This window comes from Marinobacter sp. CH_CUG1437-1 (assembly GCF_037029655.1).
Classification (GTDB): domain Bacteria; phylum Pseudomonadota; class Gammaproteobacteria; order Pseudomonadales; family Oleiphilaceae; genus Marinobacter; species Marinobacter salsuginis.
This window is the reverse complement of the sequence record NZ_JAYMEW010000006.1, coordinates 210517-233698: the sequence shown is the minus strand read 5'-3', so window position 1 is coordinate 233698 and position 23182 is coordinate 210517. Positions and strand designations below refer to the sequence as shown.

Genomic DNA, 23182 nt, shown 5'->3' with positions numbered 1-23182 from the left:
TCGGGTTTTCGGTCAGTCGGTTGCTGGCGCGTACATTTTGTTCACGATCTTCCAGACACCGTCTTCTCTAAGGAAGCCCAGATAGTCGGTAAAGTTGCCGTGGGGCAGGGGGCACGCCACTTTCACCATGGCCTGGTTTCCGGCCAGTTCCACCTGGAGGATGCGATAGTCCTCCGGGTGTCCGATGTTCGCGGGTATTGGTCGCGTTGCGACATCGGCCAGCCATTCGTCCAGTGTGCGCCGCAGGCCGGGTGCCTTGAGTACACAGTCCCTGTGGAACAACGGCGCCAGTCGTTCGGCATTCCCCGTGTGCAGGCCCTGAAAATACTCATTCACCATGGTTTCCAACTGGCGTTTTTCGGTGTCCATTTATGCCGCGGCTCCCGCGCTGTATACCTCTTCCCGCTGCAGGGCAAGTTGCATGCTGTCTCGCTTCAATACGGCATCCACCATCTGCCGGCTGCGCGGGCCGAGTACGATATCCACGGGGAAGAAGTCGCCCCAACGGGAGTACACGGCCAGCAGAATGTCGGCGGCGGAGATGTCATGCCCCCCGAGGTACGGCATGTGCTCCAGCTTCGCTTCCACCACCTGCCACAGTTTGTTGATGGCCACCGCCGCAGAATCGAAAACCTGCTGTCTGGCTGCTGCATCGTTCACGTTGGCCTGGGCAAAGAACAGGCGGCCGTAGGCGGGATGCATGGTGGCGTTTGCGAATAGCATATTTTCGATGGCCTGATGCCGCGCGTCCCCGCTTTCAGCGATCAGGTTGTTCTTATGCTTGTTGAGCAGATGGAGGATGATCGCCACGCCCTCGTTCAGCACCATGTCGCCGTCGACCAGTACTGGCACGGTTCCGGCGGGGTTCAGGGTTTCAAAGTGGTCGGCTTCCAGCTTGTGAACCAGGGTGCTTTCCTGGTTGAGCTCGTTGAGAATCGCCTGCGTGGCCAGTGAACAGGCGCCGGGAATGAAGTACAGGGTGTACATATAAAACCTCGTTTGTTGGGTTATTGCGTGAATGCAAGTGAAGTTTGGCGCTTCCCTTCGTGTTCTTAAATGGCAATAATGTTTTATCAGTATCAACAATTTGGAAACAGTAAGGCCGGGCAGTATGGACAAATTGCGGGCAATGCGGATGTTTGTGCGGGTGGTGGATGCCGGTAGCTTTACCAGTGTGGCCAACGAGCTGAATGTAACCACCTCGATGATCAGCAAGGAGATAGGGCGGCTGGAGGAGGATTTGGGCGTGAGGCTGCTGCATAGATCCACCCGTGGACAGCAATTGACGTCCATTGGTGAGGGATACCTGGAGCGGTGCCGGGAATTGCTGGTTCAGGTAGATGATGCGGACGCCTATGTACAGCACATGCAGGACAACCCGCGCGGCAAGTTACGCATCAACGTCCCTATGGCGTTGGGCATTACCGATCTGTCGCAACTGTTCTCTGCCTACATGAAGCAATACCCGGATGTGGAGCTGGACATACAGCTGGGAGACGAAAGCCTGGATTTGATCGAGCATGGGTTCGATCTGGGGTTTCGGGCGTCCAGCCAGATGCTGGACTCCAACTATGTTGGCAAACCGCTGGTCCGTTTTACCTACAAGGTGTGCGCGTCACCCGGGTACCTGGAGAGCCATACGCCGATTCGTGATGTCGACGATCTGGCCGCCCATAATTGCTTTGTGTACAGCTATTTCAAATCAGGAAATTTCTGGCCGCTGGCGCAGGGTATTACCGTCGGTGGTTCCCTCAAGGTGAACAGCACATTGTTCATGAAACAGGTGATTGAGGACGGGCTGGGCATAGGTTTTCTCCCCAGTTTTGTAGCCAGGCAAGGTATTGATCAGGGCAAGTTGGTGGAAGTGCTGCCGGAGGTTAGCCGACCGGACCTTACGCTGTACGCGCTGTATCCGAATCGGCAGTTTACTCAGCCGAAACTGCTCAGCTGCATCGAGTTTCTGCAATCCTGGTTTCTGTCCAGGGATTTCGACTAGGATCAAATACGCGATGAAGGGAATCGCGAAACCAAGGATGAACATTACTGAGGGATGTCCCATCTCACAGCCTGAAACCCGCATATTGACCAACATCGGAGAATTCAAACGATATGAATACAGCGCCAGCACCTTACCCAATCGGCACTCCTGGCACCCCATGGGGGGAGGCGGAACGCGCCGAGTGGTTGTCACGGCAGACCCGTCAGCGCAGTTACGAGGCGGAGGTGTTGAGTGTAATCGAGCGCCTTCGCTCGCGCTTCGATGTGGAAGAGTACGGCGCTCTGGATTACGGCCCGGATTATTACCGGCTGATGGCGATTCGCAGCCGTGACTGGAACGAGGATTTGCCGGTGGTACTGATCACGGGCGGGGTTCACGGGTATGAAACCAGCGGGGTGCATGGGGCGCTGCAGTTCCTTGATAAACACGCGGAGGAGTATGCGGGCCGCGTGAACCTGCTGGTTGCGCCCTGCGTGAGTCCCTGGGCGTATGAGCGTATTCATCGCTGGAACCGTAATGCCATCGACCCCAACCGTTCCTTCCACGAAGGTAGTCGGGCGGAGGAGTCAGCCGCACTCATGCGATTGGTCGCGCCTATCCGTGACAGTGCTCTGATTCATATCGATCTTCATGAAACCACTGATACCGACGAATCAGAATTTCGGCCGGCCCTGGCAGCCCGCGACGGCAAGCCGTTCGAGCCGGCAGGAATTCCCGATGGCTTTTATGTGGTTGATGACAGTGAGAACCCGAAACCCGATTTTCAGCAGGCGGTGATCAAGGCGGTGGAGCAGGTGACGCACATTGCGCCAGCGGATGAGAATGGCGAGATCTTCGGCTCCAAGGTCGTTGCGCGGGGCGTGATTGAGTACCCACTTACCCAGTGGGGCCTGTGCGCCGGCATGACTCGGGCGCCCTACCGAACCACTACCGAGGTTTATCCGGATAGCCCGCGAGTTACCCCCGAGCAATGCAATGCCGCGCAGGCTACTGCGGTTTGCGCGGCCATCGATTACGGGCTGGCCCATTCAGACACCGCCAAATGATGTACTGAGTCGGCATGGAAGAATAAGTTAACTAGACTTCCTGAAAAGCTGACCCCAAAAACAAGGCGAACTTCATGGATTCTTCTGAAAAGAAGCTGGCGCTCGGACTTTTTCAGATAATCGAGCGTATTCTGCTGTTCCTGGTTGTATTGATGACGCTTGGTGGGGTGGCCTTCGAGCTTCATTCGCTGTACGTCGCCCAAAGCATCAATCTCGCAGACATTCTGCTGATGTTTCTGTACCTGGAGGTCATCGGCATGGTGGCCGTGTTTTACTCGGACCGGCGATCAGCTTCTGTCTTCCCGATCTTCATTGCCATCACGGCATTGGCCCGACTGATCATTCTTCAAGGCAAGGATATGGCACCCGAGAACATTCTCTACGAAGCCATCGCGATTCTGATTCTTGCCATTGCAGCGTTTGTAATGACCCGGCTCAACCAGGTTCGCAAATACGACGACTAGCCCGGTTCTGATAAATAGGGCTTTGCCAGCGCCTCTAGTTTTTCTTCTCTCAGTTCGCCGATGGCATTCCATATGTGCTCTGCAAGCTCTGGGTGTGCTGCTTTGAATTCCCGCGAGAGCGTCAGGTAGTAGGGCTTGGTTTTGAGAGGGGGATCAATCCGAACGATGCCCGTGAGCTGCTTGGCGTTCTGGCGTAACAGAAAATCGGCGGTGACCGATTGAAGCGCAACGGCATGAACGCGTCTGGCAGTCAGTAACTGCAGGCTTTGCCTGGAACTCCGAACCTTGATTACGGAAACGCCCAGTTTTTCCAGATCGTTCACGATTGAGTAACCCAATGGGGCGCCAACGTAGAGATCCGTGTCTTCGAAAGCCTTGCCGTTCCAGCCCAGCTCAGTATCCGGTAGGGCATAGAGATTGTAGCTGATGGTGGTTAGTCGGCGGGTAGGGTCAACGTGACCGTCCCGCCAAGGGTATTCGGCAATTCGGGTGCGGGCAGCATTGTAAGAAGCATTGAAGATACCATCCACCTGGCCGGTTTCGAGCATGGCGAGGCATCGTTTCCAGGGGTAGCGGCTGAACCTGATCCGCAAACCCGGTACCCGCTCTTCCAGCATTTTGACCAGCTCCACCGCTGCGCCGGGTCTCTCTAGAACCTCCTGGGTGTCGCCCATGTAGTAGGGGAATTGCGTTTTATCTTCGTAGGCAACATGCAGGACGGTTTCTGCATGGCCAATTCGGGCTGGACTCCAGAGAAGCAGAATGGATAGCGCGAGAGCGAGAACTGCATGAAGACACGCTTTCATGGGCATGCTCAAAAGAGTGAAGAGACAGGAATAGCTTAGTTTGCGGCGAGGAATTTTCAATACATCTTTCCATTGAGACCAGCAGCTCTGGCATCGGACTGGAATGTATAAGACCATGCTATCCATACTTTCGAAAAGAGGCCATTGCGGCCCGGGAGACCTGATCAATGAAGTACAAGAGTCTTGGGTTTTTGTTGGCGGTTGGCGCTTTGACGGGCTGTCAGACGTCCTCTCATTTTTCTTCCGCAGCGATGGATGGAGACGGCATTACCTGTAATGAAATCTACCAGGCATTTTCAGCCTATGAGAGCGACCGGCAATCCGCTGCGGCCTGGGCCCAGCTGGGCACCCTGATCAGCCCCAGTGCCGGGAATTACGCGGATATGGGCGTGAAAACCGCCTCTAAGTACTACGATCAGATCAAGGCGGCAACGAATATTTCTCTCGCTGTTCGCGGTTGTCAGCCGGTGCAGTGACGCATGGCCGCATGCAAAACGGGTTATTCAGTTCTGCATGCGGATATCGTCTTTCCACCGAAAGCCCACGCCACCGGCTTGCCACACGCCATCTTTGTTGAACGGATGGGGGCCGGCCATATTGATGTACTGCGGCAGGCCAAAATGAGGCGACAGGTTTCGCGGAGCTTTGATGGTAACGCGATCCATAATGCGCAGACCCTGTTGCTCTGCCGGCAGGTGGGCCTCCGGTGAGGCCCGATGGGCCACCGCCCAGTTGTCGATAAACAGCAGGTCGCCGGTGTCGTACTCGTAGCGAATGCCGTAGCCATCCTCGAAGGAATCGTTCAGCAAATCGTTGTAGTCGTTGAACAGTTCTTTCATGGCCGCTTCGTCCAGCAGGCGGAAACTGTCTGCATGTGCGGGGAGCGTTTTGAGTTGGTCGATTGTCAGTCCGTCGTCCGGCAGGCGTTCGATGACGGCGCCGGTCATGCCCAGGTGCAGCCACACGCTTTTGCGGCCGGAAATTGGATGCGTATGAACCACGGGGTGTGTGACGCTGGACGCGGAGTTAACCGAGACAAGGCGTTCCCAGAAGTCCTGTTTCTCCGGCGGAAGTGAATCAAACGCGGCGCCCTGGTGAGCGAAATGGGTGCCGCCGCCGTTTTCCGGCGCGCGAGCCATGTAGTAGGCGCTGTGGGAAAAGGTAGCGGCTTCGAAACTGCCGTCGTTGTGCCATTGGGGGCCGACGCCGAGTATGCCCTGGCGGCCATCGTTCGAGCAGCGGAAGATGTGCCGGTTTCGGCCGGGCGTTGCCGGATGAACGCCGTGGGTGGAGTGGATTTCACGGCCGCCCCACCACTTGCAGGCATCAATCAGTTCTTGGGGCGACAGACCGGCCTGGTGTTTGAAAACGATGAATCCGCGATTGGCCATTTCCTCTTCAAGGGCCTCGATGGCGGGCTCTGGCAGTTGGTTGCGCACGTCGGCACCGTAGATTTCAACGCCGATAGGGTCCAGTGGCTTTAGCGACAATCCGTGCTGTTCAAGCAGAGTCACGTTCTCCGGGTTCAGGGCCGCTACGGTGGAGGTGGGTTCGCGGGGAGTTTCCTGGGTCTGTGCCATAGCCGTCACTACCATGCTGCTCGCTTTTCAGACAGCCTAACCCAGCAGGTTTTGGGAATTCAAACCTGAATAATCTCTGTACATGTCTTGAGCCGGGCGGGCCGCGCTTTCACCCGGCAAGACCAATTCGCGTTTGCCTTCGTAGATGCGGCCTCTAGACTGTTATAGGTAACCAAAACCAGAGGAATGGCCGTGACTCCCAAAACCCTTTTTCGCCGCACACTGGCGTTGTTCGCTTTCGTGATGTCCGGATCTTTGTTGGCTGCCGACCCAGTGGTGGTGTCTTCGAAGATTGATACCGAAGGCTCGGTATTGGGCCAGATGGTATTGCAGTCCCTCGAAGGAGCCGGTATTCCGGTTGAAAACAGGCTTCAGCTGGGCGGTACGAGCATTGTCCGCAATGCCATCAAGGCCGGGGAAATAGATATTTACCCGGAGTACACCGGCAACGCTGCCTTCTTCCACGATCAGGCCGAGCGGGATATCTGGAAGGATGCCGGAAAAGCCTATCAGGAAGCCGCCCGCCTGGATAAAGAGGCGCACAACATTGTCTGGCTGGAACCGGCAGAGGCCAACAACACCTGGGCCATGAGCGTACGTGGAGATCTGGCCCGTGAGAACAACCTGGCTACGCTGGAGGATCTGGCGCGCTATATCAATGAAGGCGGTGCATTCAAGTTTGCAGCCAGCGCCGAGTTTGTGGAATCCGCCAGTGCCCTGCCGGCGTTCCAGGAGGCCTATGGTTTCAAGCTTGAATCCGATCAGCTTTTGATTCTTTCAGGTGGTAATACGGCGGCCACTCTCCGTGCGGCGGCGTTGAACAACAACGACGTGAACGGGGCGATGACGTACGGTACCGATGGTGGCCTGGATGCGCTGGATCTGAAGGTGATGGAAGATACCGCGGGCGTTCAGCCGGTGTACCAGCCTGCGCCCATCGTGCGTGGCGAGGTGCTGGAAACCTACCCGCAGATCCGGGAGGTGCTTACTCCGATCTTTGAGTCGCTGGATCTTGAAACCCTGCAGCGCCTGAATGGCCAGGTAGCGGTAAACGGGGTGCCTGCGGATACTGTCGCGCGGGATTACCTGGATTCCCTCGCCCAGAACTGAGGTTTGTCGATTTTCAGCTCCGTTGCTCCGAATTCCATGCCGAACCGTGTCCTGCCCGTGCTGGGGTGTCTTGCCCTGGCGCTGGTCTGGTTGCTGGACTTGGGCGTGATTCAACCCAACCGGATTGTCCCGGGTACCGGGCACGGCCTTTTGTCGGCTCTCGGCGGAGCCGGGGCCGGCCTGGTCTCGCTGATCCTGGCCGGTTGCGTCTTGCTGTCTCTTCTGCCGCTGCGCCGCCGTTACCTGCCGCTGCTGGCTTTGGTAGGGCTCTCACTGGCCCTTTTGCCACTGCTGCTTGAGGTTTTTGCAAGCCGGCATCTGCCAGAGAACGCGCCGTATGCACGATCCTCCATCGGTGCCGGTTTCTGGTGTCTGCTGTTTCTGCTGTCCCTGATGCTGATCGAAATTCTCGAGCGTCTTGGAGGCGGGCGAGGGCTGCAGCTGCTGATTCTGGCCTTTATCAGCGGAAGCTGGTTGTGGTTCCTGCGGGGCGATGGCCTTGAGAGTCTGTCCCTGGTTCGGGAGTTCAACGCCCGGCCAGACAAGTTTGAGCAAGCATTCTGGACCCATCTGGCTTTGGCATTCGGGGCAGTCAGCATCAGTGCGTGCCTGGCGTTTTTCCTTGCCCTGAAGATGATTCGCAGCGTCGCCTGGCGCCGGCCCATCCTTGGTGCTGTCAGCTTTCTGCAGACCATTCCCAGCCTGGCGGTGTTTGGTTTGCTGATCGCACCGCTCAGTGCACTGGCGGCTGCCTTCCCGGCACTTCAGGCGATGGGAATCCGCGGAATTGGCTGGGCGCCGGCTTTGTTGGCGCTGGTGGCTTACAGTCTTCTGCCGATGGTGCGCAATACCTTTGTGGCGCTCACTGAAGTGCCCGAAAGCCTCTCCGATGCTGGGCGAGGAATGGGAATGAATGAACGGCAGCTGTTTTTCAAACTCAAGCTGCCGCTGGCACTGCCGGTGATTGTGGAGGGCGTTCGCATTACCACGATTCAGGCCATTGGCCTGACGGCGGTTGCCGCACTGATCGGTGCCGGCGGTTTCGGCAGCTTTATCTTTCAGGGTCTGGGGCAAGCGGCGATGGACCTGGTATTGCTGGGCGCCTTGCCAACGATTGCACTCGCGCTGCTGACGGATGCTTTGCTTACCATGCTGGCGGCGAGTCTCAAACCGACACCGGCGACGGCCTGACAGGAAAAGGATAAGCCCGGATGATCGAACTGAAAAACGTAACCCGCCGCTTCGGTGACGCCGTCGCCGTGGACAGCATCAATCTGACGGTCGAAACCGGAGAGGTTTGCGTGCTGGTGGGCAGCTCGGGCTGCGGCAAGTCCACCACCTTGCGGATGATCAACCAGTTGCTGCCCCACAGCGAGGGCGAGATTCTGGTGGACGGCAAGGATGTGACCGCCATGAACCCGGAGCAGCTGCGGTTGAACATGGGGTATGTCATCCAGGGCACCGGGCTGTTTCCGCACTGGACGGTGGCCCGCAACATAGCCATGGTGCCCCAGCTTCTGAAATGGCCACGGGAGCAGATCGACGAACGTGTTCATGAGCTGCTGACGCTGCTGGACCTTGACCCGGCCGTCCATGCCAAAAAGTATCCCCAGCAACTGTCCGGCGGCCAGGCCCAACGGGTGGGGGTTGCCAGGGCACTGGCGGCCAATCCTAATATTCTGCTGATGGACGAACCCTTCGGTGCGCTGGATGTCATCACGCGCGAAAATCTGCAGCTGGAAATGCTGCGCATCCAGAGACAGTTGAAAAAAACCACGGTGTTCGTGACCCACGATATCGACGAGGCCCTGAGACTGGCGTCTCGCATCGCCGTTATGGACCGGGGCCGTATCATTCAGCACGACACGCCAGAGAACATCCTCCGCCGGCCGGCCTCCGAGTTTGTCGAGAATCTGGTAGGCAAGCAGGACCGGGGACTAAAACTGATGAGCCTGCGCAGCGTGCGTGACCTGATGCAAGCATACCCACAGCCGAGGCAACCGGAACCCGGAGCCGATGGTCTCAAGGAAGACGACAGTCTGCGGGTGGCGCTGTCGATCATGCTCTGGCAGAACTGGAACCATGTGCCCGTGTTCAATGCCGAGGGCCAGGAAACCGGAACCATCACGCGCGAACGCATTATCCAGGAAGGTGCCTGATGCGGATCTGGGTGCCACCGGTATTGCTGACCGCGCTGCTGTGCGCCCTGAGTGCGGGCATGCCGGCTCTGGAGCCACTATTCGAATGGGTGCAGCCGGACAAACAGAACGTCATCTATGAGCGGGAGAGCTTCCTGTTTCTGCTGCAGAATCATCTGACGCTGGTGGTGATTTCCGCGCTTGTGGGCACGGTTGCTGCGGTAGCGGGCGGAATCTTCGCCACCCGGCCTTTCGGCCGGGATTTTCTGCCACTGGTGAGCCAGATTGCGTCCATTGGCCAGACCTTCCCGCCGGTGGCGGTTCTGGCCCTGGCGGTGCCGGTTCTTGGCTTCGGCGAGGCGCCGATTCTAGTCGCATTGATTCTGTATGGCCTATTGCCCATTTTGCGCAACACCCTGGCGGGCCTTGAGGGGGTTGATACCACCGTCAGGCAGGCAGCCCCGGGCATGGGCATGTCGCCGCTGCAGGTGCTTCTGCAGGTGGAACTGCCGCTGGCGGGCAGGGTGATTCTGGCCGGCATTCGCACTTCGGTGACGATCAACATTGCCACCGCGGCCATTGGCTCAACCATTGGGGCCCGAACCCTTGGTGATCCGGTGATTGCCGGTCTGGTGAATGGCAACACGGCCTACGTGCTGCAGGGTGCGATTTTGATTGGGCTCCTGGCGCTAACTGTGGATAGCCTGTTTGAGGCGGTGGAGCGGGTCTGGGATCGCAGATTTCTGCCCCAGGCTGCAGGCTGAAACCGTTCGCACTATACGCTCACCGCTTTAAAAACCTTGCGTGGATGTCTAGGCTGACGGAGAGGCACAGCGCAAGGAGCACAGCGGAATGAAGTTTCCCTCGAGCACATCATTTGCACTCCTCGGCGCAGCACTGATCGCGATCAGTTACGGGCTTGCGCGTTTCGCGTTTGGTTTGTTTGTGCCCCCGATTCGGGACGATCTGGATCTGGCACCGGATGTGATTGGTATCATCGGTGCGCTGCCGCTGATCAGTTTCGTTTTCGCGACCATGGTTGCGCCGCTCTCCGCGAATCGGCTTGGCGCCCGCAATACCGCCATGGCCTCCGGTATTTTTGGTGTTGTTGGCCTGGCCCTGATTAGCCAGGCCACGGGCGCCCTGTCCCTCGGCATTGGCGTTGTCCTGTGTGGTATCTGCACGGGCCTGATGATGCCTGCGCTCACGGCCGCCATGCAGGCGCTGGTCAGACGCTCCCTCCACGGCCGGGTCAGCTCGGTGATGAACGCGGGCACGAGTGTGGGTGTCATGGTCGCTGTACCAACCATACTTTTCCTGGCCGGTGCCTGGCGCTATGCCTACGCGTTCTTTGCGGTGCTGGCGGTTATTGGCGTGATTGCCACCTGGTTCTTCATCCCCTCGGTTTCACGTGTGGTTCCCGCCAATGCGGCGCCCGTGCAGCCAATCAGTGCGGATCAGTGGTGGCGACTGCTCCGGCTGTCTTTGTTCGCCTTCATGATGGGGTTTGTGTCTGCCGCCTTCTGGATTTTCGCCCCCGATCTTGTGGTTAATCTTGGGTCCATGCCCTCCGATGCCACCGGCTGGCTGTGGTTGGGTGTTGGCTTCGCAGGTCTGGGCGGTGCGGTGGTGGCCGATCTGGCAGACCGGAACAATCCGCCGGTTACCCAGGCCCTGATGTTGATGACATTGGCTGCGAGCCTGGCGTTGCTGGCAGCCAGCCCGGACAACCTGGTGATTTCGGCGTTTTCTGCTCTGGTTTTTGGCCTGGCCTATATGAGTCTGACCGGCCTGTATCTGATGACCGGCATTCGCCTGTTGCCGGGGCGGCTGTCCATGGGGCCGGTGCTGCCATTTATCGCCGTATCCCTGGGCCAGGCGGCTGGCTCGCCAGTGGTTGGTCTGCTGGTCGGCAGCGTGGGTTACGCCGATGCCTTTGCCATGTTCTGCTCTATCGGCATCGTTGTGGCCATGCTGTCTCCCTTCTATCCGCGGTATCTGGAATATGAGCCGGAGGAGGAGACTGAAGAGGATACCGGCCTGCAGGCCGCCTATGACTACCAGCTTCAGGACGAGGAAGGCGAACCCTACTCGCCGGTTACAGGTAAGACTGAGAGCTACTAGGCTGCGCCGCTTCAGGGGCTAGCCCGGGGACCCGTCGGTGGGCGCTGCCCAGCTGGTATAGCCAAGGTCCATAACGCGGGCGACTTCCTCATCCGGTATGGCCGAAAGGTCGCCAAGCTCCAGGGGGTCGAAGTGGAAGGCATAGAGGCGGGAGGTGAACTCGGCAATAGGCAGGGAAGCTTCGCCTCGAAATTCGCCGTTGCCGTGGGTTGAGCAGGTAATGCCCTGGCCCCAGTTCTGGCCGCTGTCGTTGTTTGGGTTGAAGAAATAGACCCGCATTTCGTTTTTTGGGCTCAGGGCAACCCGCAGTATGTTAATGGCGTGGCGGCCGACGAATCGGGCGGCGCTGTCGGTAACAGCAATGCCGGCGGGCTGGGCGTGAATCACCGGGATGTTGCCGTTGTAGAAAGGGTGATAACTGGCGTAAAAATGCCGGATAAAACCTTCATAGTCGTGCACCTCACCGGTTTTTACATCGGTGACCGCGCGGAAACCATGGCTCACCCACCAGCCGTAGAATTCCGGGTTGATCCAGCGGTGGGCATCCTCATCCCGGTTCTCACAGCGGCGCCACATTTCGCCGTAAAGGCGGTCCAGATGGGGGATGAGAACCAGCGAAACCGGGTCGACATCCACGGGCGTTCCTTTGACAAGCCCCGGCTCCAGATCCCGGGATGATACCTCCTGGCCCTCGAATCGACTGAGTACCTCATTGTCCCGCGCCGCCCAGGCCAGAACCTGCAGCAGGTAATCCGCCTCGTTCGATGCCCACATGGAAAGGCCAATGGCAGACTGGCAGGTGGGGTTGTTGCCCTGGCCAACACCCAGTGGCTGTCCCAGAAGATTGATAACACCGGCGAGCAGGAAAACCCGCGGCGGCCGCGCATCGCCGAATGTCTCTGCCAGGGCCTGGTTGGTTTCGGCAGACGGCTGGAGCTTGATTTGCCGCCATAACGCCTGGGCCACGGAGGGGGTAAACAGCGACCCGCGCTCCAGCATCATGGTCAGGCCATACACGGCCTGGCAGGTTTCGGGGTAAATGGCCTCGTCAATCAGTGCATGGACCAGTTCGGTGTAGCAGTAGAGATCGTCCAGGCCGGTCATGGTCAGGCCCAGGGTGTTGGGGATCAGTTCGTCCTGGCCGGTATCGCGGAGAAACCTGAGCATCACCGCATGGTAGGGGGAGGCCAGGCCTGTATCGAACATGCTGCGGGCAAAACTGCTGGCTTCGGAGGACAGCGCCAGGTCATCCATATCTTTCAGGCGTTGCTCGTAAACCGCAAGGCCCGGGTCCTCCGCACTGGCGGGGGTAGGGGCAAACAGTGCTTTCACCAGCCGGGTGGCGTCGGAATTTCCCCGGGTTTTTATCTCGGGGTCATACAGGCACTTGGCAATCTGCCCGATCATCTCGCAGATGCTGTCCACTTGCACTGGCCCCTGGTCCAGCAAGCGCCACACTTCATCCACCAGGCTGTCCAGAAGGCTTTCGTAGCCGAGGTGAGAGACCAGATAGCGATAGAGTTCGAGGACGATGGTGCCGAGTTGCTTCGGACGTTCCCGATCGGCTTCGGTGAGTTGGCCAGACAGCAGATCCAGGTTCAGGGCCATCACCTGGGTGAGGAAGTGCCTCGCCTGCTCCGCAGAGATGCCGGGATGGAAATAGTCGCCCCGGGTAACGGCCAGCATGCGCAGCTCGCTGAGCGCCTCCACGATGGTGGTGACCGCACCGGCCGCCCGAAGCGAATGTTTTGCCAGGGCGGGTTGCAACAGGGCTGGCCGGGCCCAGTCACTGGTTCCGAAAATACCGGCGGATTCCAGTGAGCGAACCCTGCGGTACAGGGCGTCGAACCCGCCGGGCAGGGTCATCAGCAGTCTGGAACGCTCCAGTACGCCAAGACTGGACGCCTTCGGATCGGCGCGGCGGGCGCGGGCAAACTCTGCCAGCGCCATATCAAACTGCATCAGTGCCGGCTTGAGCGCAGGATCTGGGTCTTGGCGCTCCATAGCGTTGGCTCCCTTGCGGTTTTATCCGCCCTGACGAAAGCGTTGGATAAAGGCTTCAGACTCCGCGATTGACTGTTCCATATTGCGAATCAGGGAATCCACATCCTGCCGGATACTCACCAGTTCGTTTTCCAGTGAGCCGATCGCCTGGGCGTTAAGGTTGTGTTTAAGATACAGCACCTGGTCTTCAAATGCCTGTAACACCGGCTCCATGCGATCCTCGGCATCGTGCATCCGGCTGATCAGCTGGCTGTACTGAACACGGGTATCCTTCAGTTGCTGCTCACTGCTGCGGCGCAGTGAGGCGCTCTCGTAGAGGCTGAGCTCGTCTTCCCATTCATCAAACAGGTCCTCGGCGACTTCTTCCACCTTGTCGATCCGGTCTCTAACCTCTTCGGCACTCGCCAGGCTGTCTTCGTAGGCATCGCTGATTTCGGCATATTGTTCCTTGAGCTCGGTGTCAGGCGTGTCCACCACACTCTGGAAACGCTCAAGCGAAGAACGGAAGGTTTCCTGGGCGTCGTTCTGGCTGTCCCGGGCATCTTCGACCCGATCTACCAGTATGTCCCGCTTTTCATACCCGAATTTTTCCATGGTTTTGTAGTACACCGTGGAACACCCGCCCAGCAGCACAGTGGCAAACAATAACAACCAGAAACGCTGGATGCTGGTTTGTGTCTTCGGGAAGTCGGTAGCGGGTCTGGGCATAGAGGCGTCTCCGGTTGCATGCTAATCAGAGAAGTGAAGCATGGCGATGGAGCGCTGACAAGCACGGATTCGGCCCGCTTTTGCTGGTGCTGTTAACAACAAACCCCGGCGCGGAGCCGGGGTCTGTGAATTCAACCAGGAAGAAAGGCTGATTATTTCTTCAGTCCCATTTCCTCGATTGAGATCTCCCGCATCTTGAACTTCTGGATCTTCCCGGTGACGGTCATCGGGAATTCGTCCACGAATTTGTAGTTCTTGGGGATCTTGAAGTGGGCAATCTTGCCTTTGCAGAAGGCCTGCAGGTCCTCTGCGGTGACGGGCGCCGCTTCCGGTGCCAGCTTCACCCAGGCAATCAGCTCTTCGCCGTATTTGTCATCGGGAATGCCGGTTACCTGCACTTCTTCGATGGCCGGATGGGTGTAGAGGAACTCTTCGATTTCTTTCGGGTAGATGTTCTCACCACCGCGGATGACCATGTCCTTGATGCGGCCAACGATCTGGATGTAGCCCTCTTCGTCCATGGTGGCCAGGTCGCCGGTGTGCATCCAGCCGGTATCGTCGATGGCTTCGCGGGTTTTCTCTTCGTTGTTCCAGTACTTCAGCATCACGCTGTAGCCACGGGTGCACAGCTCACCGATCTCACCGCGCGGGACCACGTTGCCGGTGCCCGGATCCACAATCTTGGTTTCCAGGTGCGGCTGGGTGCGGCCCACGGTGGTGACCTGCTTCTCGAACGGGTCGAGGGAGCTGGTCTGGGTGGAAACCGGGCTGGTTTCGGTCATGCCGTAGGCAATCTGAACCTCTTTCATGTTCATCTTGCCGTTGACCTTCTTCATCACCTCGGCCGGGCAGATGGAGCCGGCCATGATGCCGGTGCGCAGGGTGGAGAGATCGTAGGTCTCGAACTCGGGCTCGGCCAGTTCGGCGATGAACATGGTGGGTACACCGTACAGCGCGGTAGCCTTTTCCTGGTGCACGGCCTGCAGCACGGACTTGGGCTCGAAGCCTTCGCCCGGATAGATCATGGTGGAGCCGTGGGTGATGCAGCCCAGGTTGCCCATGACCATACCGAAGCAGTGGTACAGGGGCACCGGAATCACCAGGCGATCTTTCTCGGTGAACAGCTGGCTTTCGGCCACGAAATACCCGTTGTTCAGGATGTTGTGATGGGTGAGGGTGGCGCCTTTCGGGTTACCGGTGGTGCCGGAGGTGAACTGGATATTGATGGGATCATCGAATTGCAGTTCGCCCTGGCGCTTCACCAGATCTTCCTGGGAGACTTCGCTTGCGAAGCCGAGGAATTCTTTCCAGGTCCACATGCCATCGTGTTTGTCTTCGTGAACGTTGATCACGGCACGCAGTTCCGGAACGTGGTCGGCTTTGAGTTTGCCCGGGGCGCTACGCTTCAGTTCCGGGGCCAGCTCGTAGATCATTTCACGGTAGTTGGAGGCCTTGAAGCTGTCAGCGGTGACCAGCACGGTGATTCCGGCCAGGTTCAGGGCGTATTGCAGTTCGTGCACGCCGTAAGCCGGGTTGATGTTTACCAGGATGGCGCCGACTTTGGCAGTAGCGAACTGGGTAACGGTCCACTCGTAGCGGTTGGGGGACCAGATGCCCACTCGGTCGCCGCGTTTTACGCCAATGGCTATGAAGGCACGGGCGGCTTCGTCGACCTTTTCAACAAACTCTTTGTAGGTCCAGCGAATGTCCTGGTGCAGGCACACCAGGGCCTCGTTGTCCGGGTACTTCTCGGCGGTGCGGTCGAGCATTTCACCGATGGTCATACCAAGAAGGGGCACTTCCGCGGTTCCGCTGGTATAGCTTGGTAGAGTCTTGCTCATATCTCTGCCTCCATTGTTTTTGTATTCGAGGGCGAGCAGGGTGGTGTACCTGCTAGCGACTCTGACTGTGATATTCGGGGTTAGGTTGCATATCGCTGGCAATCGCCACGCGGTTCGACATGTTGTAGAAACCGATCAGGTTACTGAGATCCCAGATGCCGCGGTCGCTTAGCCCGGCATCCCGCAGGGCCTGGATGTCGTCCTCGGTAACAGTGGCCGGCGAGCGGGTCAGGTGCGACGCAAAATCCAGCATAGCCCGCTGGCGCTTGTCGAGTTTGGCGCTGCGGTAGTTCATCACCATGTGCTCGCCCAACTGGGGATCACCGCTCAGGACGCGTACGGCGGCGCCGTGGGCGACCAGGCAGTAGAAGCATTTGTTCTCGGAGGAGACAACCACGGCGACCATTTCCCGCTCCAGTTTGGAGAGTTCACCTTCGCCGAGCATAAGCTCGTTGTACAGGCGGGTGAAGCCCTCAAGCTGTTTGAGGTTCTGGCTGTAGGCGGTGAGTACGTTCGGGATCATGCCCAGCTTTTCCTGGCAGATCTGGAAGTACTTCTGGGTGTCTTCCGGCATGTCGCTGATCTCGGGAATTGGCAGATCCAGTGCGACCACATTCTTGTTGCTCATGACTACTCCTGGTTTTAACAGTTACCGCCCAGTGCCTGGCCGACCTTGGAACCGTTGTGGCGGTTCAGTTGGCCGCAGATCCAGTCGCCGGTGGCGACCAGTTTGTCCAGATCGACACCCGTTTCGATGCCCAGACCGTTCAGCAGGTATAGCACGTCTTCGGTAGCGACGTTGCCCGATGCGCCTTTGGCATAGGGGCAGCCGCCGAGGCCAGCGACGGAGGCATCGATCACTGATACACCTTCTTCGAGCACCGCGTAGAGGTTGGCCAGCGCTTGGCCGTAGGTGTCGTGGAAGTGGGCGGCCAGTTTTTCCATGGGTACGTGGGCGGCGACGGCTTCGAGCATGCGCTTGGCTTTCAGCGGCGTGCCGACGCCGATGGTGTCGCCCAGGGAGATTTCGTGGCAGCCCATGTCGTAAAGGGCTTTGGCCACGGTGGCCACCTGTTCGGGTGCGATGTCGCCTTCGTACGGGCAACCCATCACGGTGGAAACGTAACCGCGCACGGGGATGCCGTGCTTGCGGGCTTCTTCCACCACCGGGGCGAAGCGCTCAAGGCTTTCGGCGATGGTGCAGTTGATGTTCTTTTTGGTGAAGGATTCGGACGCGGCGCCGAAGACGGCGACCTCGTCGGCCTTCGCCGCCAGTGCGCCTTCGAACCCTTTCAGGTTCGGGGTCAGGGCAGAGTAGCGAACGCCGGCCTTGCGGTTGATGCTGGCCATTACTTCGGCGGCATCGCCCATCTGTGGCACCCATTTAGGGGACACGAAGCTGGCGGCCTCGATGTGGCTCAGGCCGCTGTCTGCCAGGCGGTCGATCAGCCCGGTTTTGATGGCGGTGGCGATCACCGGGCCGGGCTCGTTCTGGAGTCCGTCCCGGGGGCTCATCTCAACCAGGCGAACCTGTTTGGGAAAGGCCATCAGCCTGCCTCCTCTTCATCTACTTCAATGGCAATCAGTTCGGCACCTTCGGACACCTGGTCGCCTTCGGCGAAGAAGATGTCGGTAACCACGCCGTCGGCCGGGGCCTTGATGGCGTGTTCCATCTTCATGGCTTCCATGATCACCAGGCTCTGACCGGCGGTGACCTTGTCACCCACCTTGGCCTGCACGGCCACGATGGCGCCGTTCATGGGTGCGGCCAGGCTGCCTTCGCCGGCCATTTCCTCGAAGCCGTAGCTTTCCTTGTACACGGTGCAGTTGAAGGTGTCGCCTTCGTAGAACAGCACCAGCTGGTCGTTGTGCAGGTTGCCGTGGATGCTGATGCGGTGGCCGTTGATGACGGCCTGCAGGTAGTCATCGTCCAGTCGGGCAGTAAGGTTGTATACGCTGTCGCCCACGAACACCTGATAGCGGTCGTCGCGTTCCAGGACCTTCAGGTCGTGAATCTCTTCACCCACCTGCAGCTGCAATGGCTGGGCGAACTCGGAGTTCATGCGCCAGCTGTTCTGGCGGCCGAACGGCGACCAGGGGTCGGTGCTGACCACTTCCCGGGATTTGCGCTGTTCCAGAACAAAACCGGCGGCCAGTACCAGGGCCTTGTGGGTATCCAGCTTGGATTTCGGGAACAGCAGTTCCCGGTGATCCTCAATGAAGCCGGTGGTCAGGTCGGCTTCCCGGAACGGCTGGGCGTCGGCCAGGGCGTGCAGGAACCGGATATTGGTCTTCACGCCGGCGATGCGGTAGTGCTCCAGGGCCTGGACCATGCGGTTGATTGCCTGGTCGCGGGTTTCGTCCCACACGATCAGTTTGGCGATCATGGGGTCGTAGTGGATGCTGATGTCGTCGCCTTCGGTCACACCGGTATCCACCCGCACATGGGCGCTTTCGTCCGGGGTGCTCAGGTAGCGCAGGTTGCCGGTGGCCGGCAGGAAATCCTGGTCCGGGTCTTCGGCGTAGATCCGTGCTTCCAGGGCATGACCACGGGTTTTCACCTGGGACTGCTCCAGCGGCAGGGGCTCGCCCCAGGCCACTTTCAGCTGCCATTCCACCAGATCCTGGCCGGTGACCATTTCGGTAACCGGGTGCTCGACCTGCAGGCGGGTGTTCATTTCCATGAAGAAGAAGGAACCGTCGACGTCGTACAGGAACTCGACGGTGCCGGCACCCACATAGTTGATGGCCTGGGCAGCGCGCACGGCCGCTTCACCCATGGCCTTGCGGGTGTCTTCGCTCAGGCCGGGAGCCGGAGCTTCTTCCAGGACTTTCTGGTGGCGGCGCTGCACGGAGCAGTCACGCTCGGCCAGATACACGCCCTTGCCATCCTTATCGCAGAAAACCTGAATCTCCACATGCCGGGGCTGGGTCAGGTAGCGTTCGATCAGCATGTCCGGGTTGCCGAAGGCGTTCTGTGCTTCCCGCTTGGCGGCAGCCAGGGCATCGTCGAATTCGGCCATGCTGTTGACTACGCGCATGCCTTTACCACCGCCGCCGGCAACGGCCTTGAGCAGCAGCGGGAAGCCGCATTTCTCGGCTTCGGCCCGCAGGGTTTCCACCGACTGGTCGTCGCCATGGTAACCGGGCACCAGGGGAACACCGGCTTCTTCCATGATGGCCTTGGCTGCAGACTTGGAGCCCATGGCGGCAATGGCTGAAGAGGGCGGGCCGATGAAGACAATGTTGTTGGCTTCGCAGGCTTCGGCGAACGCGGTGTTTTCCGAGAGGAAACCGTAGCCCGGGTGAACGGCCTGGGCACCACTCTTCTTTGCAATCTCGATGATCTTTTCGGCGCGCAGGTAGCTCTCGGAGCTGGGTGCGGGCCCGATGTGGAAGGCTTCGTCGGCCATGGCCACGTGCCGGGCATTGGCGTCGGCGTCGGAATAGACGGCGACGACCCGAATGCCCATGCGGTGGGCGGTTTGTATGATCCGGCAGGCGATTTCGCCCCGGTTGGCGATCAGAATCTTGCTGAACATTGTTATTCTTCCTCCGGAACCCAGTTGGCCTTGCGCTTGTTCAGGAAGGCGCTGAGCCCTTCCTGCCCTTCTTCACCCACCCGGATATCCGCGATGCGGTGTGCGGTGTCGTCAATCACGTCGTCGTTGATCGGTTTGTGGCTGACGGCGAATACCAGATCCTTGGCGGCTTTCATCGCTTCGGGCCCGTTCATGGCCAGTTGCTGGAGCACCTCGTTGCAGCGGGCTTCCATGGCTTCGACATCGTCACAGACGATGTGGACAAGGCCGTATTCCTGAGCTTGCTTTGCGGTAAACACTTCGGCAGAGATGAAATACCGCCGGGCCTGGCGCTCGCCGATGGCGCGCACCACGTAGGGGCTGATCACGGCAGGAATCAGGCCAAGCTTCACTTCGCTGAGGCAGAAGCTGGACTTCTCGGTAGCGATCACGATATCGCAGCAGGCGGCAAGGCCCACCGCGCCACCGAAGGCAGCGCCCTGTACCAGGCCAATAACCGGCTTGGACAGGTGGTTGAGTACGTTCATCAGCCGCGCCAGTTCCCGGGAATCGTCGAGGTTTTCCTGGCGGGTGTTCTCAGCCATGCGACGCATCCAGCCAAGGTCGGCCCCGGCGGAGAAGTGTTTGCCTTCGGAGCGCAGGATGACCACTTTCACGCTTTCGTCGGCGTTCACCTCGGTGAGGGTGCTGATCAGCTGCTGAATGATCACATCGTCAAAGGCGTTGCGCTTGTCGGGGCGGTTGAGAACAACCTCGGCAATGCCTTCGGAACGGTGCCTGAGCAGAACTGCGGATTCGTTGTCTGTCATGTCAGTCTCCCCGATTACATCCGGAACACGCCAAAGCGTGTCGGCTTGGCGGGTCGGTTAAGGGTGGCAGACAGGCTCAGGGCAACCACTTCCCGGGTCTGGGCCGGGTCGATGACGCCGTCGTCCCACAGGCGGGCGCTGGCGTAGTAGGGGTGGCCCTGCTCTTCGTATTTGTCGATGACCGGTTTCTTGAACTGGGCTTCTTCCTCGGCGCTCCATTCCTGGCCTTTGCGCTCCATGCCTTCGCGCTTTACCTGGGCCAGTACGCCGGCAGCCTGCTCGCCGCCCATGACCGAGATGCGGGCGTTCGGCCACATCCAGAGGAAATCCGGGCTGTAGGCACGGCCACACATGCCGTAGTTGCCCGCACCAAAGGAACCGCCGATCAGCACGGTAATCTTGGGCACGTTGGCACAAGCCACGGCCATAACCATCTTGGCGCCGTGCTTGGCGATGCCTTCGGATTCGTATTTCTGGCCGACCATGAAGCCGGTGATGTTCTGCAGGAACAGCAGCGGGATGTTGCGCTGACAGCACAATTCAACGAAGTGGGCGCCTTTCTGGGCCGCTTCGCTGAACAGGATGCCGTTGTTGGCGATGATGCCCACGGGATAGCCGTGAATGTGGGCGAAGCCGGTGACCAGGGTCTGGCCGTAGTAGCGTTTGAATTCGTCAAACTCGGAACCGTCTACGGTGCGGGCGATCACGTCGCGCACGTCGAACTGTTTGCGCAGGTCGGTGCCGACAATGCCGTAGATTTCTTCAGCGTCGTACAGCGGCGCCTTCGGCTTGCGGATTTCCACATCCGTTGGCTTGCGACGGTTCAGGTTGGAGACGCTGCGCCGGGCGATTTCCAGGGCGTGGGCGTCGTTCTCCGCGTAGTGGTCTGCCACACCGGAGATTTTACAGTGGACGTCGGCGCCACCGAGGTCTTCGGCGCTGACCACTTCACCGGTGGCCGCTTTTACCAGCGGCGGCCCGGCCAGGAAGATGGTGCCCTGGTTGCGGACGATAATGGATTCGTCGGCCATGGCGGGCACGTAGGCGCCACCGGCGGTGCACAGGCCCATGACGACGGCGATCTGTGGGATGTCGTCGGCGGACATGCGGGCCTGGTTGTAGAAGATGCGGCCGAAGTGGTCGCGATCCGGGAAAACTTCGTCCTGGCGGGGCAAGTTTGCACCGCCGGAGTCGACCAGGTAGATGCACGGCAGGCGGTTCTGCAGGGCAATTTCCTGGGCGCGCAGGTGTTTCTTGACCGTCAGCGGGTAGTAGCTTCCGCCTTTTACGGTGGCGTCGTTGGCGATAATCATGCATTCGGTGCCGGAGACGCGGCCCACGCCGGCGATGACGCCTGCTGCGGGGACTTCTTCATCGTAGACGTTGTAAGCGGCGAACTGGCCAATTTCCAGGAACGGGGAACCGTCGTCCAGGAGGCGGTTGATGCGCTCTCTGGGAAGCAGTTTGCCACGGGCGATGTGGCGCTCCTGGTAGGAGGGGCCGCCGCCTTGCTGGATGGTGGCGACTTTGTCGCGCAGGTCGGCGACGGCCTTGGCCATGGATTCCTGGTTGGCCTGGAACTCTTCGGACCTGGGGTTAATCTTGCTTTGCAGTATTGTCATTGTTTCGGGCCTCGAGGTTCGGGGCGGCGGGACTGGCAGGCTGTCTTTCCGGGAACCGCTACGAGCACATCCATGTGCGCTTGACGTCGGCCATCCATGGCCGCCGACATTCCCGAAAAGACACCCTGCCACTCCCTCGTTTTAACTTGGGAGCAGGCCGTCCCCGGTGCAGGGTTGAACGGCCTCGCCTTGTAACGGCTGCTTACTTGTTCAGGTACAGCTCACGACCGATCAGCATCCGGCGGATCTCGGACGTGCCCGCGCCGATCTCATACAGTTTGGCGTCGCGCAGCAGGCGGCCTGTCGGGTATTCGTTGATGTAGCCGTTACCGCCGAGCAGCTGGATGGCGTCCAGGGCGATTTTGGTGGCCATTTCGGCGGAGTAGAGGATCGCGCCGGCCGCGTCTTTCCGGGTGGTTTCAGCGCCGCGGTCGGCGGACATGGCAACCATATAGACGTAGGATTTGGCGGTGTTCATCCAGGTGTACATGTCGGCAACTTTGCCCTGTACCAGTTCGAATTCGCCGATGGCCTGGCCGAACTGTTTGCGCTCGCGGATGTAGGGAACGACCACGTCCATGGCAGCCTGCATGATGCCCAGCGGGCCGCCGGAAAGAACGAGACGCTCGTAGTCGAGGCCGCTCATAAGAACCCGTGCGCCGTTGCCTTCGCCGCCCAGTACGTTTTCCTTGGGTACTTTGCAGTCTTCGAACACCAGTTCGCAGGTGTTGGAGCCACGCATGCCGAGCTTGTCGAGTTTCTGGTGGCGGCTGAAGCCCGGGTAGTCTCGCTCTACGATGAAGGCGGTCACGCCGCGTGAGCCGGCCTGAGTGTCGGTCTTGGCGTAGATGACGTAGGTGTGGGCGTCCGGACCGTTGGTGATCCACATTTTGTTGCCGTTGAGAACGTAGTGGTCACCGGCGTCTTTGGCGCTCAGTTTCATGGAGATAACGTCGGAACCGGCGTTGGGCTCAGACATGGCCAGGGCGCCGATGTGCTCGCCGCTTACCAGTTTTGGCAGGTATTTCTGTTTCTGTTCTTCGGTGCCGTTGCGGTGAATCTGGTTCACACACAGGTTGGAGTGGGCACCGTAGGAGAGGCCAACGGAGGCGGAAGCACGGCTGATTTCTTCCATGGCGATCACGTGGGCCAGGTAGCCCATGTCGGAGCCGCCGTACTCTTCTTTCACGGTGATACCCAGCAGGCCCATGTCGCCCATTTTCCGCCACAGGTCCATGGGGAATTCGTTGTTACGATCGATTTCCTCGGCGCGTGGCGCGATTTCTGCAGCGGCAAAGCCGTTGACCTGCTCGCGGAGCATATCGAGGGTTTCGCCGAGGCCGAAGTTGAGCTCTGAGTACTGTGATTTCATCGTTGGCTACCTTTGAT

22 protein-coding genes are annotated in these 23182 nt (G+C 59.3%); 9 read left to right on the top strand and 13 right to left on the bottom strand.

Features of this window, described 5'->3' with window-relative positions:
- Positions 1-12: 12 nt before the first annotated feature.
- The gene (locus WA411_RS16195) at positions 13-369 is read right to left on the bottom strand and encodes a nuclear transport factor 2 family protein (protein ID WP_209398427.1); all 357 of its coding nucleotides are present in this window, start codon (positions 367-369) and stop codon (positions 13-15) included.
- The gene (locus tag WA411_RS16190) at positions 370-987 is read right to left on the bottom strand and encodes a glutathione S-transferase family protein (RefSeq protein WP_291908198.1); all 618 of its coding nucleotides are present in this window, start codon (positions 985-987) and stop codon (positions 370-372) included.
- Positions 988-1111: 124 nt separating this feature from the next.
- Between WA411_RS16190 and WA411_RS16185 the strand changes: the two genes are divergently transcribed.
- The 3 genes from WA411_RS16185 (at position 1112) to WA411_RS16175 (ending at position 3509) form a co-directional block, all read left to right on the top strand.
- Positions 1112-1996, top strand: a complete 885-nt coding sequence (locus WA411_RS16185) for a LysR family transcriptional regulator (RefSeq protein WP_291908196.1) — start codon at positions 1112-1114, stop codon at positions 1994-1996.
- 113 nt (positions 1997-2109) lie between these two features.
- On the top strand, positions 2110-3045 hold the full coding sequence (locus tag WA411_RS16180; protein ID WP_291908194.1) for a M14 family metallopeptidase: 936 nt from the start codon (positions 2110-2112) through the stop codon (positions 3043-3045).
- A 74-nt stretch (positions 3046-3119) separates the two neighbouring features.
- The gene (locus WA411_RS16175; RefSeq protein WP_222466386.1) at positions 3120-3509 is read left to right on the top strand and encodes a phosphate-starvation-inducible PsiE family protein; all 390 of its coding nucleotides are present in this window, start codon (positions 3120-3122) and stop codon (positions 3507-3509) included.
- Here WA411_RS16175 and WA411_RS16170 read toward each other — a convergent pair.
- Complete coding sequence (locus WA411_RS16170; RefSeq protein WP_291908191.1) at positions 3506-4315, bottom strand: substrate-binding periplasmic protein; 810 nt, start codon at positions 4313-4315, stop codon at positions 3506-3508. The two genes, WA411_RS16175 and WA411_RS16170, sit on opposite strands and share 4 nt — an antisense overlap.
- 167 nt (positions 4316-4482) lie before the next feature.
- Between WA411_RS16170 and WA411_RS16165 the strand changes: the two genes are divergently transcribed.
- Complete coding sequence (locus WA411_RS16165) at positions 4483-4791, top strand: hypothetical protein (RefSeq protein WP_291908189.1); 309 nt, start codon at positions 4483-4485, stop codon at positions 4789-4791.
- 27 nt (positions 4792-4818) lie between these two features.
- Here the strand turns inward: WA411_RS16165 and WA411_RS16160 are convergent, their stop codons facing one another.
- Positions 4819-5895, bottom strand: a complete 1077-nt coding sequence (locus tag WA411_RS16160) for a TauD/TfdA dioxygenase family protein (protein WP_291908187.1) — start codon at positions 5893-5895, stop codon at positions 4819-4821.
- 243 nt (positions 5896-6138) lie between these two features.
- Here WA411_RS16160 and osmF point away from each other — a divergent pair, with 243 nt between their 5' ends.
- The 5 genes from osmF (at position 6139) to WA411_RS16135 (ending at position 11267) form a co-directional block, all read left to right on the top strand.
- Positions 6139-7005: a glycine betaine ABC transporter substrate-binding protein OsmF gene (gene osmF, locus WA411_RS16155; RefSeq protein WP_442915590.1), complete on the top strand. Its 867-nt coding sequence runs from the start codon at positions 6139-6141 to the stop codon at positions 7003-7005.
- Positions 7006-7041: 36 nt separating this feature from the next.
- The gene (locus WA411_RS16150; protein ID WP_291908184.1) at positions 7042-8196 is read left to right on the top strand and encodes an ABC transporter permease; all 1155 of its coding nucleotides are present in this window, start codon (positions 7042-7044) and stop codon (positions 8194-8196) included.
- Between the two features lie 20 nt (positions 8197-8216).
- A complete protein-coding gene (locus tag WA411_RS16145; RefSeq protein ID WP_291908182.1) occupies positions 8217-9164 on the top strand; it encodes an ABC transporter ATP-binding protein in 948 nt (315 codons plus the stop codon).
- A complete protein-coding gene (locus WA411_RS16140; protein ID WP_291908180.1) occupies positions 9164-9907 on the top strand; it encodes an ABC transporter permease in 744 nt (247 codons plus the stop codon). The genes WA411_RS16145 and WA411_RS16140 overlap by 1 nt, the downstream gene beginning before the upstream one ends.
- Positions 9908-9995: 88 nt before the next feature.
- Complete coding sequence (locus WA411_RS16135) at positions 9996-11267, top strand: MFS transporter (protein WP_222466392.1); 1272 nt, start codon at positions 9996-9998, stop codon at positions 11265-11267.
- An 18-nt stretch (positions 11268-11285) separates the two neighbouring features.
- Here WA411_RS16135 and WA411_RS16130 read toward each other — a convergent pair whose 3' ends face one another.
- The 9 genes from WA411_RS16130 to WA411_RS16090 all read right to left on the bottom strand — a co-directional run bounded on the left by WA411_RS16130 (position 11286) and on the right by WA411_RS16090 (position 23165).
- Entirely contained in the window at positions 11286-13271 is a 1986-nt protein-coding gene (locus WA411_RS16130) for a hypothetical protein (protein ID WP_291908178.1), read from the bottom strand.
- A gap of 21 nt (positions 13272-13292) precedes the next feature.
- A complete protein-coding gene (locus WA411_RS16125) occupies positions 13293-13979 on the bottom strand; it encodes a DUF2959 domain-containing protein (protein ID WP_069183915.1) in 687 nt (228 codons plus the stop codon).
- Between the two features lie 152 nt (positions 13980-14131).
- Positions 14132-15820 carry an AMP-binding protein gene (locus WA411_RS16120; RefSeq protein ID WP_291908176.1) on the bottom strand — a complete coding sequence of 563 codons (1689 nt, stop codon included), beginning with the start codon at positions 15818-15820 and terminating at the stop codon, positions 14132-14134.
- 52 nt (positions 15821-15872) lie between these two features.
- A complete protein-coding gene (locus WA411_RS16115; protein ID WP_069183914.1) occupies positions 15873-16448 on the bottom strand; it encodes a peroxidase-related enzyme in 576 nt (191 codons plus the stop codon).
- Between the two features lie 14 nt (positions 16449-16462).
- The gene (locus WA411_RS16110; RefSeq protein ID WP_069183913.1) at positions 16463-17368 is read right to left on the bottom strand and encodes a hydroxymethylglutaryl-CoA lyase; all 906 of its coding nucleotides are present in this window, start codon (positions 17366-17368) and stop codon (positions 16463-16465) included.
- The gene (locus WA411_RS16105) at positions 17368-19362 is read right to left on the bottom strand and encodes an acetyl/propionyl/methylcrotonyl-CoA carboxylase subunit alpha (RefSeq protein ID WP_291908175.1); all 1995 of its coding nucleotides are present in this window, start codon (positions 19360-19362) and stop codon (positions 17368-17370) included. Before WA411_RS16105 ends, WA411_RS16110 begins: the two co-directional genes overlap by 1 nt.
- Before the next feature lie 2 nt (positions 19363-19364).
- A complete protein-coding gene (locus tag WA411_RS16100) occupies positions 19365-20171 on the bottom strand; it encodes an enoyl-CoA hydratase-related protein (RefSeq protein ID WP_291908174.1) in 807 nt (268 codons plus the stop codon).
- A 14-nt stretch (positions 20172-20185) separates the two neighbouring features.
- A complete protein-coding gene (locus tag WA411_RS16095) occupies positions 20186-21793 on the bottom strand; it encodes a carboxyl transferase domain-containing protein (RefSeq protein ID WP_069183910.1) in 1608 nt (535 codons plus the stop codon).
- A 202-nt stretch (positions 21794-21995) separates the two neighbouring features.
- Positions 21996-23165 (bottom strand): isovaleryl-CoA dehydrogenase, encoded by a 1170-nt coding sequence (locus WA411_RS16090; protein ID WP_069183909.1) that lies wholly within the window; start codon positions 23163-23165, stop codon positions 21996-21998.
- Positions 23166-23182 lie beyond the last annotated feature (17 nt).

Coding starts and splice junctions, on each gene's coding strand:
- WA411_RS16110 (WP_069183913.1), bottom strand. CDS start 17,368: ATGGCCTTTCCCAAACAGGTTCGCCTGGTTGAGATGAGCCCCCGGGAC.
- WA411_RS16160 (WP_291908187.1), bottom strand. CDS start 5,895: ATGGCACAGACCCAGGAAACTCCCCGCGAACCCACCTCCACCGTAGCG.
- WA411_RS16125 (WP_069183915.1), bottom strand. CDS start 13,979: ATGCCCAGACCCGCTACCGACTTCCCGAAGACACAAACCAGCATCCAG.
- WA411_RS16145 (WP_291908182.1), top strand. CDS start 8,217: ATGATCGAACTGAAAAACGTAACCCGCCGCTTCGGTGACGCCGTCGCC.
- WA411_RS16130 (WP_291908178.1), bottom strand. CDS start 13,271: ATGGAGCGCCAAGACCCAGATCCTGCGCTCAAGCCGGCACTGATGCAG.
- WA411_RS16095 (WP_069183910.1), bottom strand. CDS start 21,793: ATGACAATACTGCAAAGCAAGATTAACCCCAGGTCCGAAGAGTTCCAG.
- WA411_RS16175 (WP_222466386.1), top strand. CDS start 3,120: ATGGATTCTTCTGAAAAGAAGCTGGCGCTCGGACTTTTTCAGATAATC.
- WA411_RS16140 (WP_291908180.1), top strand. CDS start 9,164: ATGCGGATCTGGGTGCCACCGGTATTGCTGACCGCGCTGCTGTGCGCC.
- WA411_RS16195 (WP_209398427.1), bottom strand. CDS start 369: ATGGACACCGAAAAACGCCAGTTGGAAACCATGGTGAATGAGTATTTT.
- WA411_RS16115 (WP_069183914.1), bottom strand. CDS start 16,448: ATGAGCAACAAGAATGTGGTCGCACTGGATCTGCCAATTCCCGAGATC.
- WA411_RS16190 (WP_291908198.1), bottom strand. CDS start 987: ATGTACACCCTGTACTTCATTCCCGGCGCCTGTTCACTGGCCACGCAG.
- WA411_RS16120 (WP_291908176.1), bottom strand. CDS start 15,820: ATGAGCAAGACTCTACCAAGCTATACCAGCGGAACCGCGGAAGTGCCC.
- WA411_RS16180 (WP_291908194.1), top strand. CDS start 2,110: ATGAATACAGCGCCAGCACCTTACCCAATCGGCACTCCTGGCACCCCA.
- WA411_RS16100 (WP_291908174.1), bottom strand. CDS start 20,171: ATGACAGACAACGAATCCGCAGTTCTGCTCAGGCACCGTTCCGAAGGC.
- WA411_RS16150 (WP_291908184.1), top strand. CDS start 7,042: ATGCCGAACCGTGTCCTGCCCGTGCTGGGGTGTCTTGCCCTGGCGCTG.
- WA411_RS16170 (WP_291908191.1), bottom strand. CDS start 4,315: ATGAAAGCGTGTCTTCATGCAGTTCTCGCTCTCGCGCTATCCATTCTG.
- WA411_RS16090 (WP_069183909.1), bottom strand. CDS start 23,165: ATGAAATCACAGTACTCAGAGCTCAACTTCGGCCTCGGCGAAACCCTC.
- osmF (WP_442915590.1), top strand. CDS start 6,139: ATGTCCGGATCTTTGTTGGCTGCCGACCCAGTGGTGGTGTCTTCGAAG.
- WA411_RS16185 (WP_291908196.1), top strand. CDS start 1,112: ATGGACAAATTGCGGGCAATGCGGATGTTTGTGCGGGTGGTGGATGCC.
- WA411_RS16135 (WP_222466392.1), top strand. CDS start 9,996: ATGAAGTTTCCCTCGAGCACATCATTTGCACTCCTCGGCGCAGCACTG.
- WA411_RS16165 (WP_291908189.1), top strand. CDS start 4,483: ATGAAGTACAAGAGTCTTGGGTTTTTGTTGGCGGTTGGCGCTTTGACG.
- WA411_RS16105 (WP_291908175.1), bottom strand. CDS start 19,362: ATGTTCAGCAAGATTCTGATCGCCAACCGGGGCGAAATCGCCTGCCGG.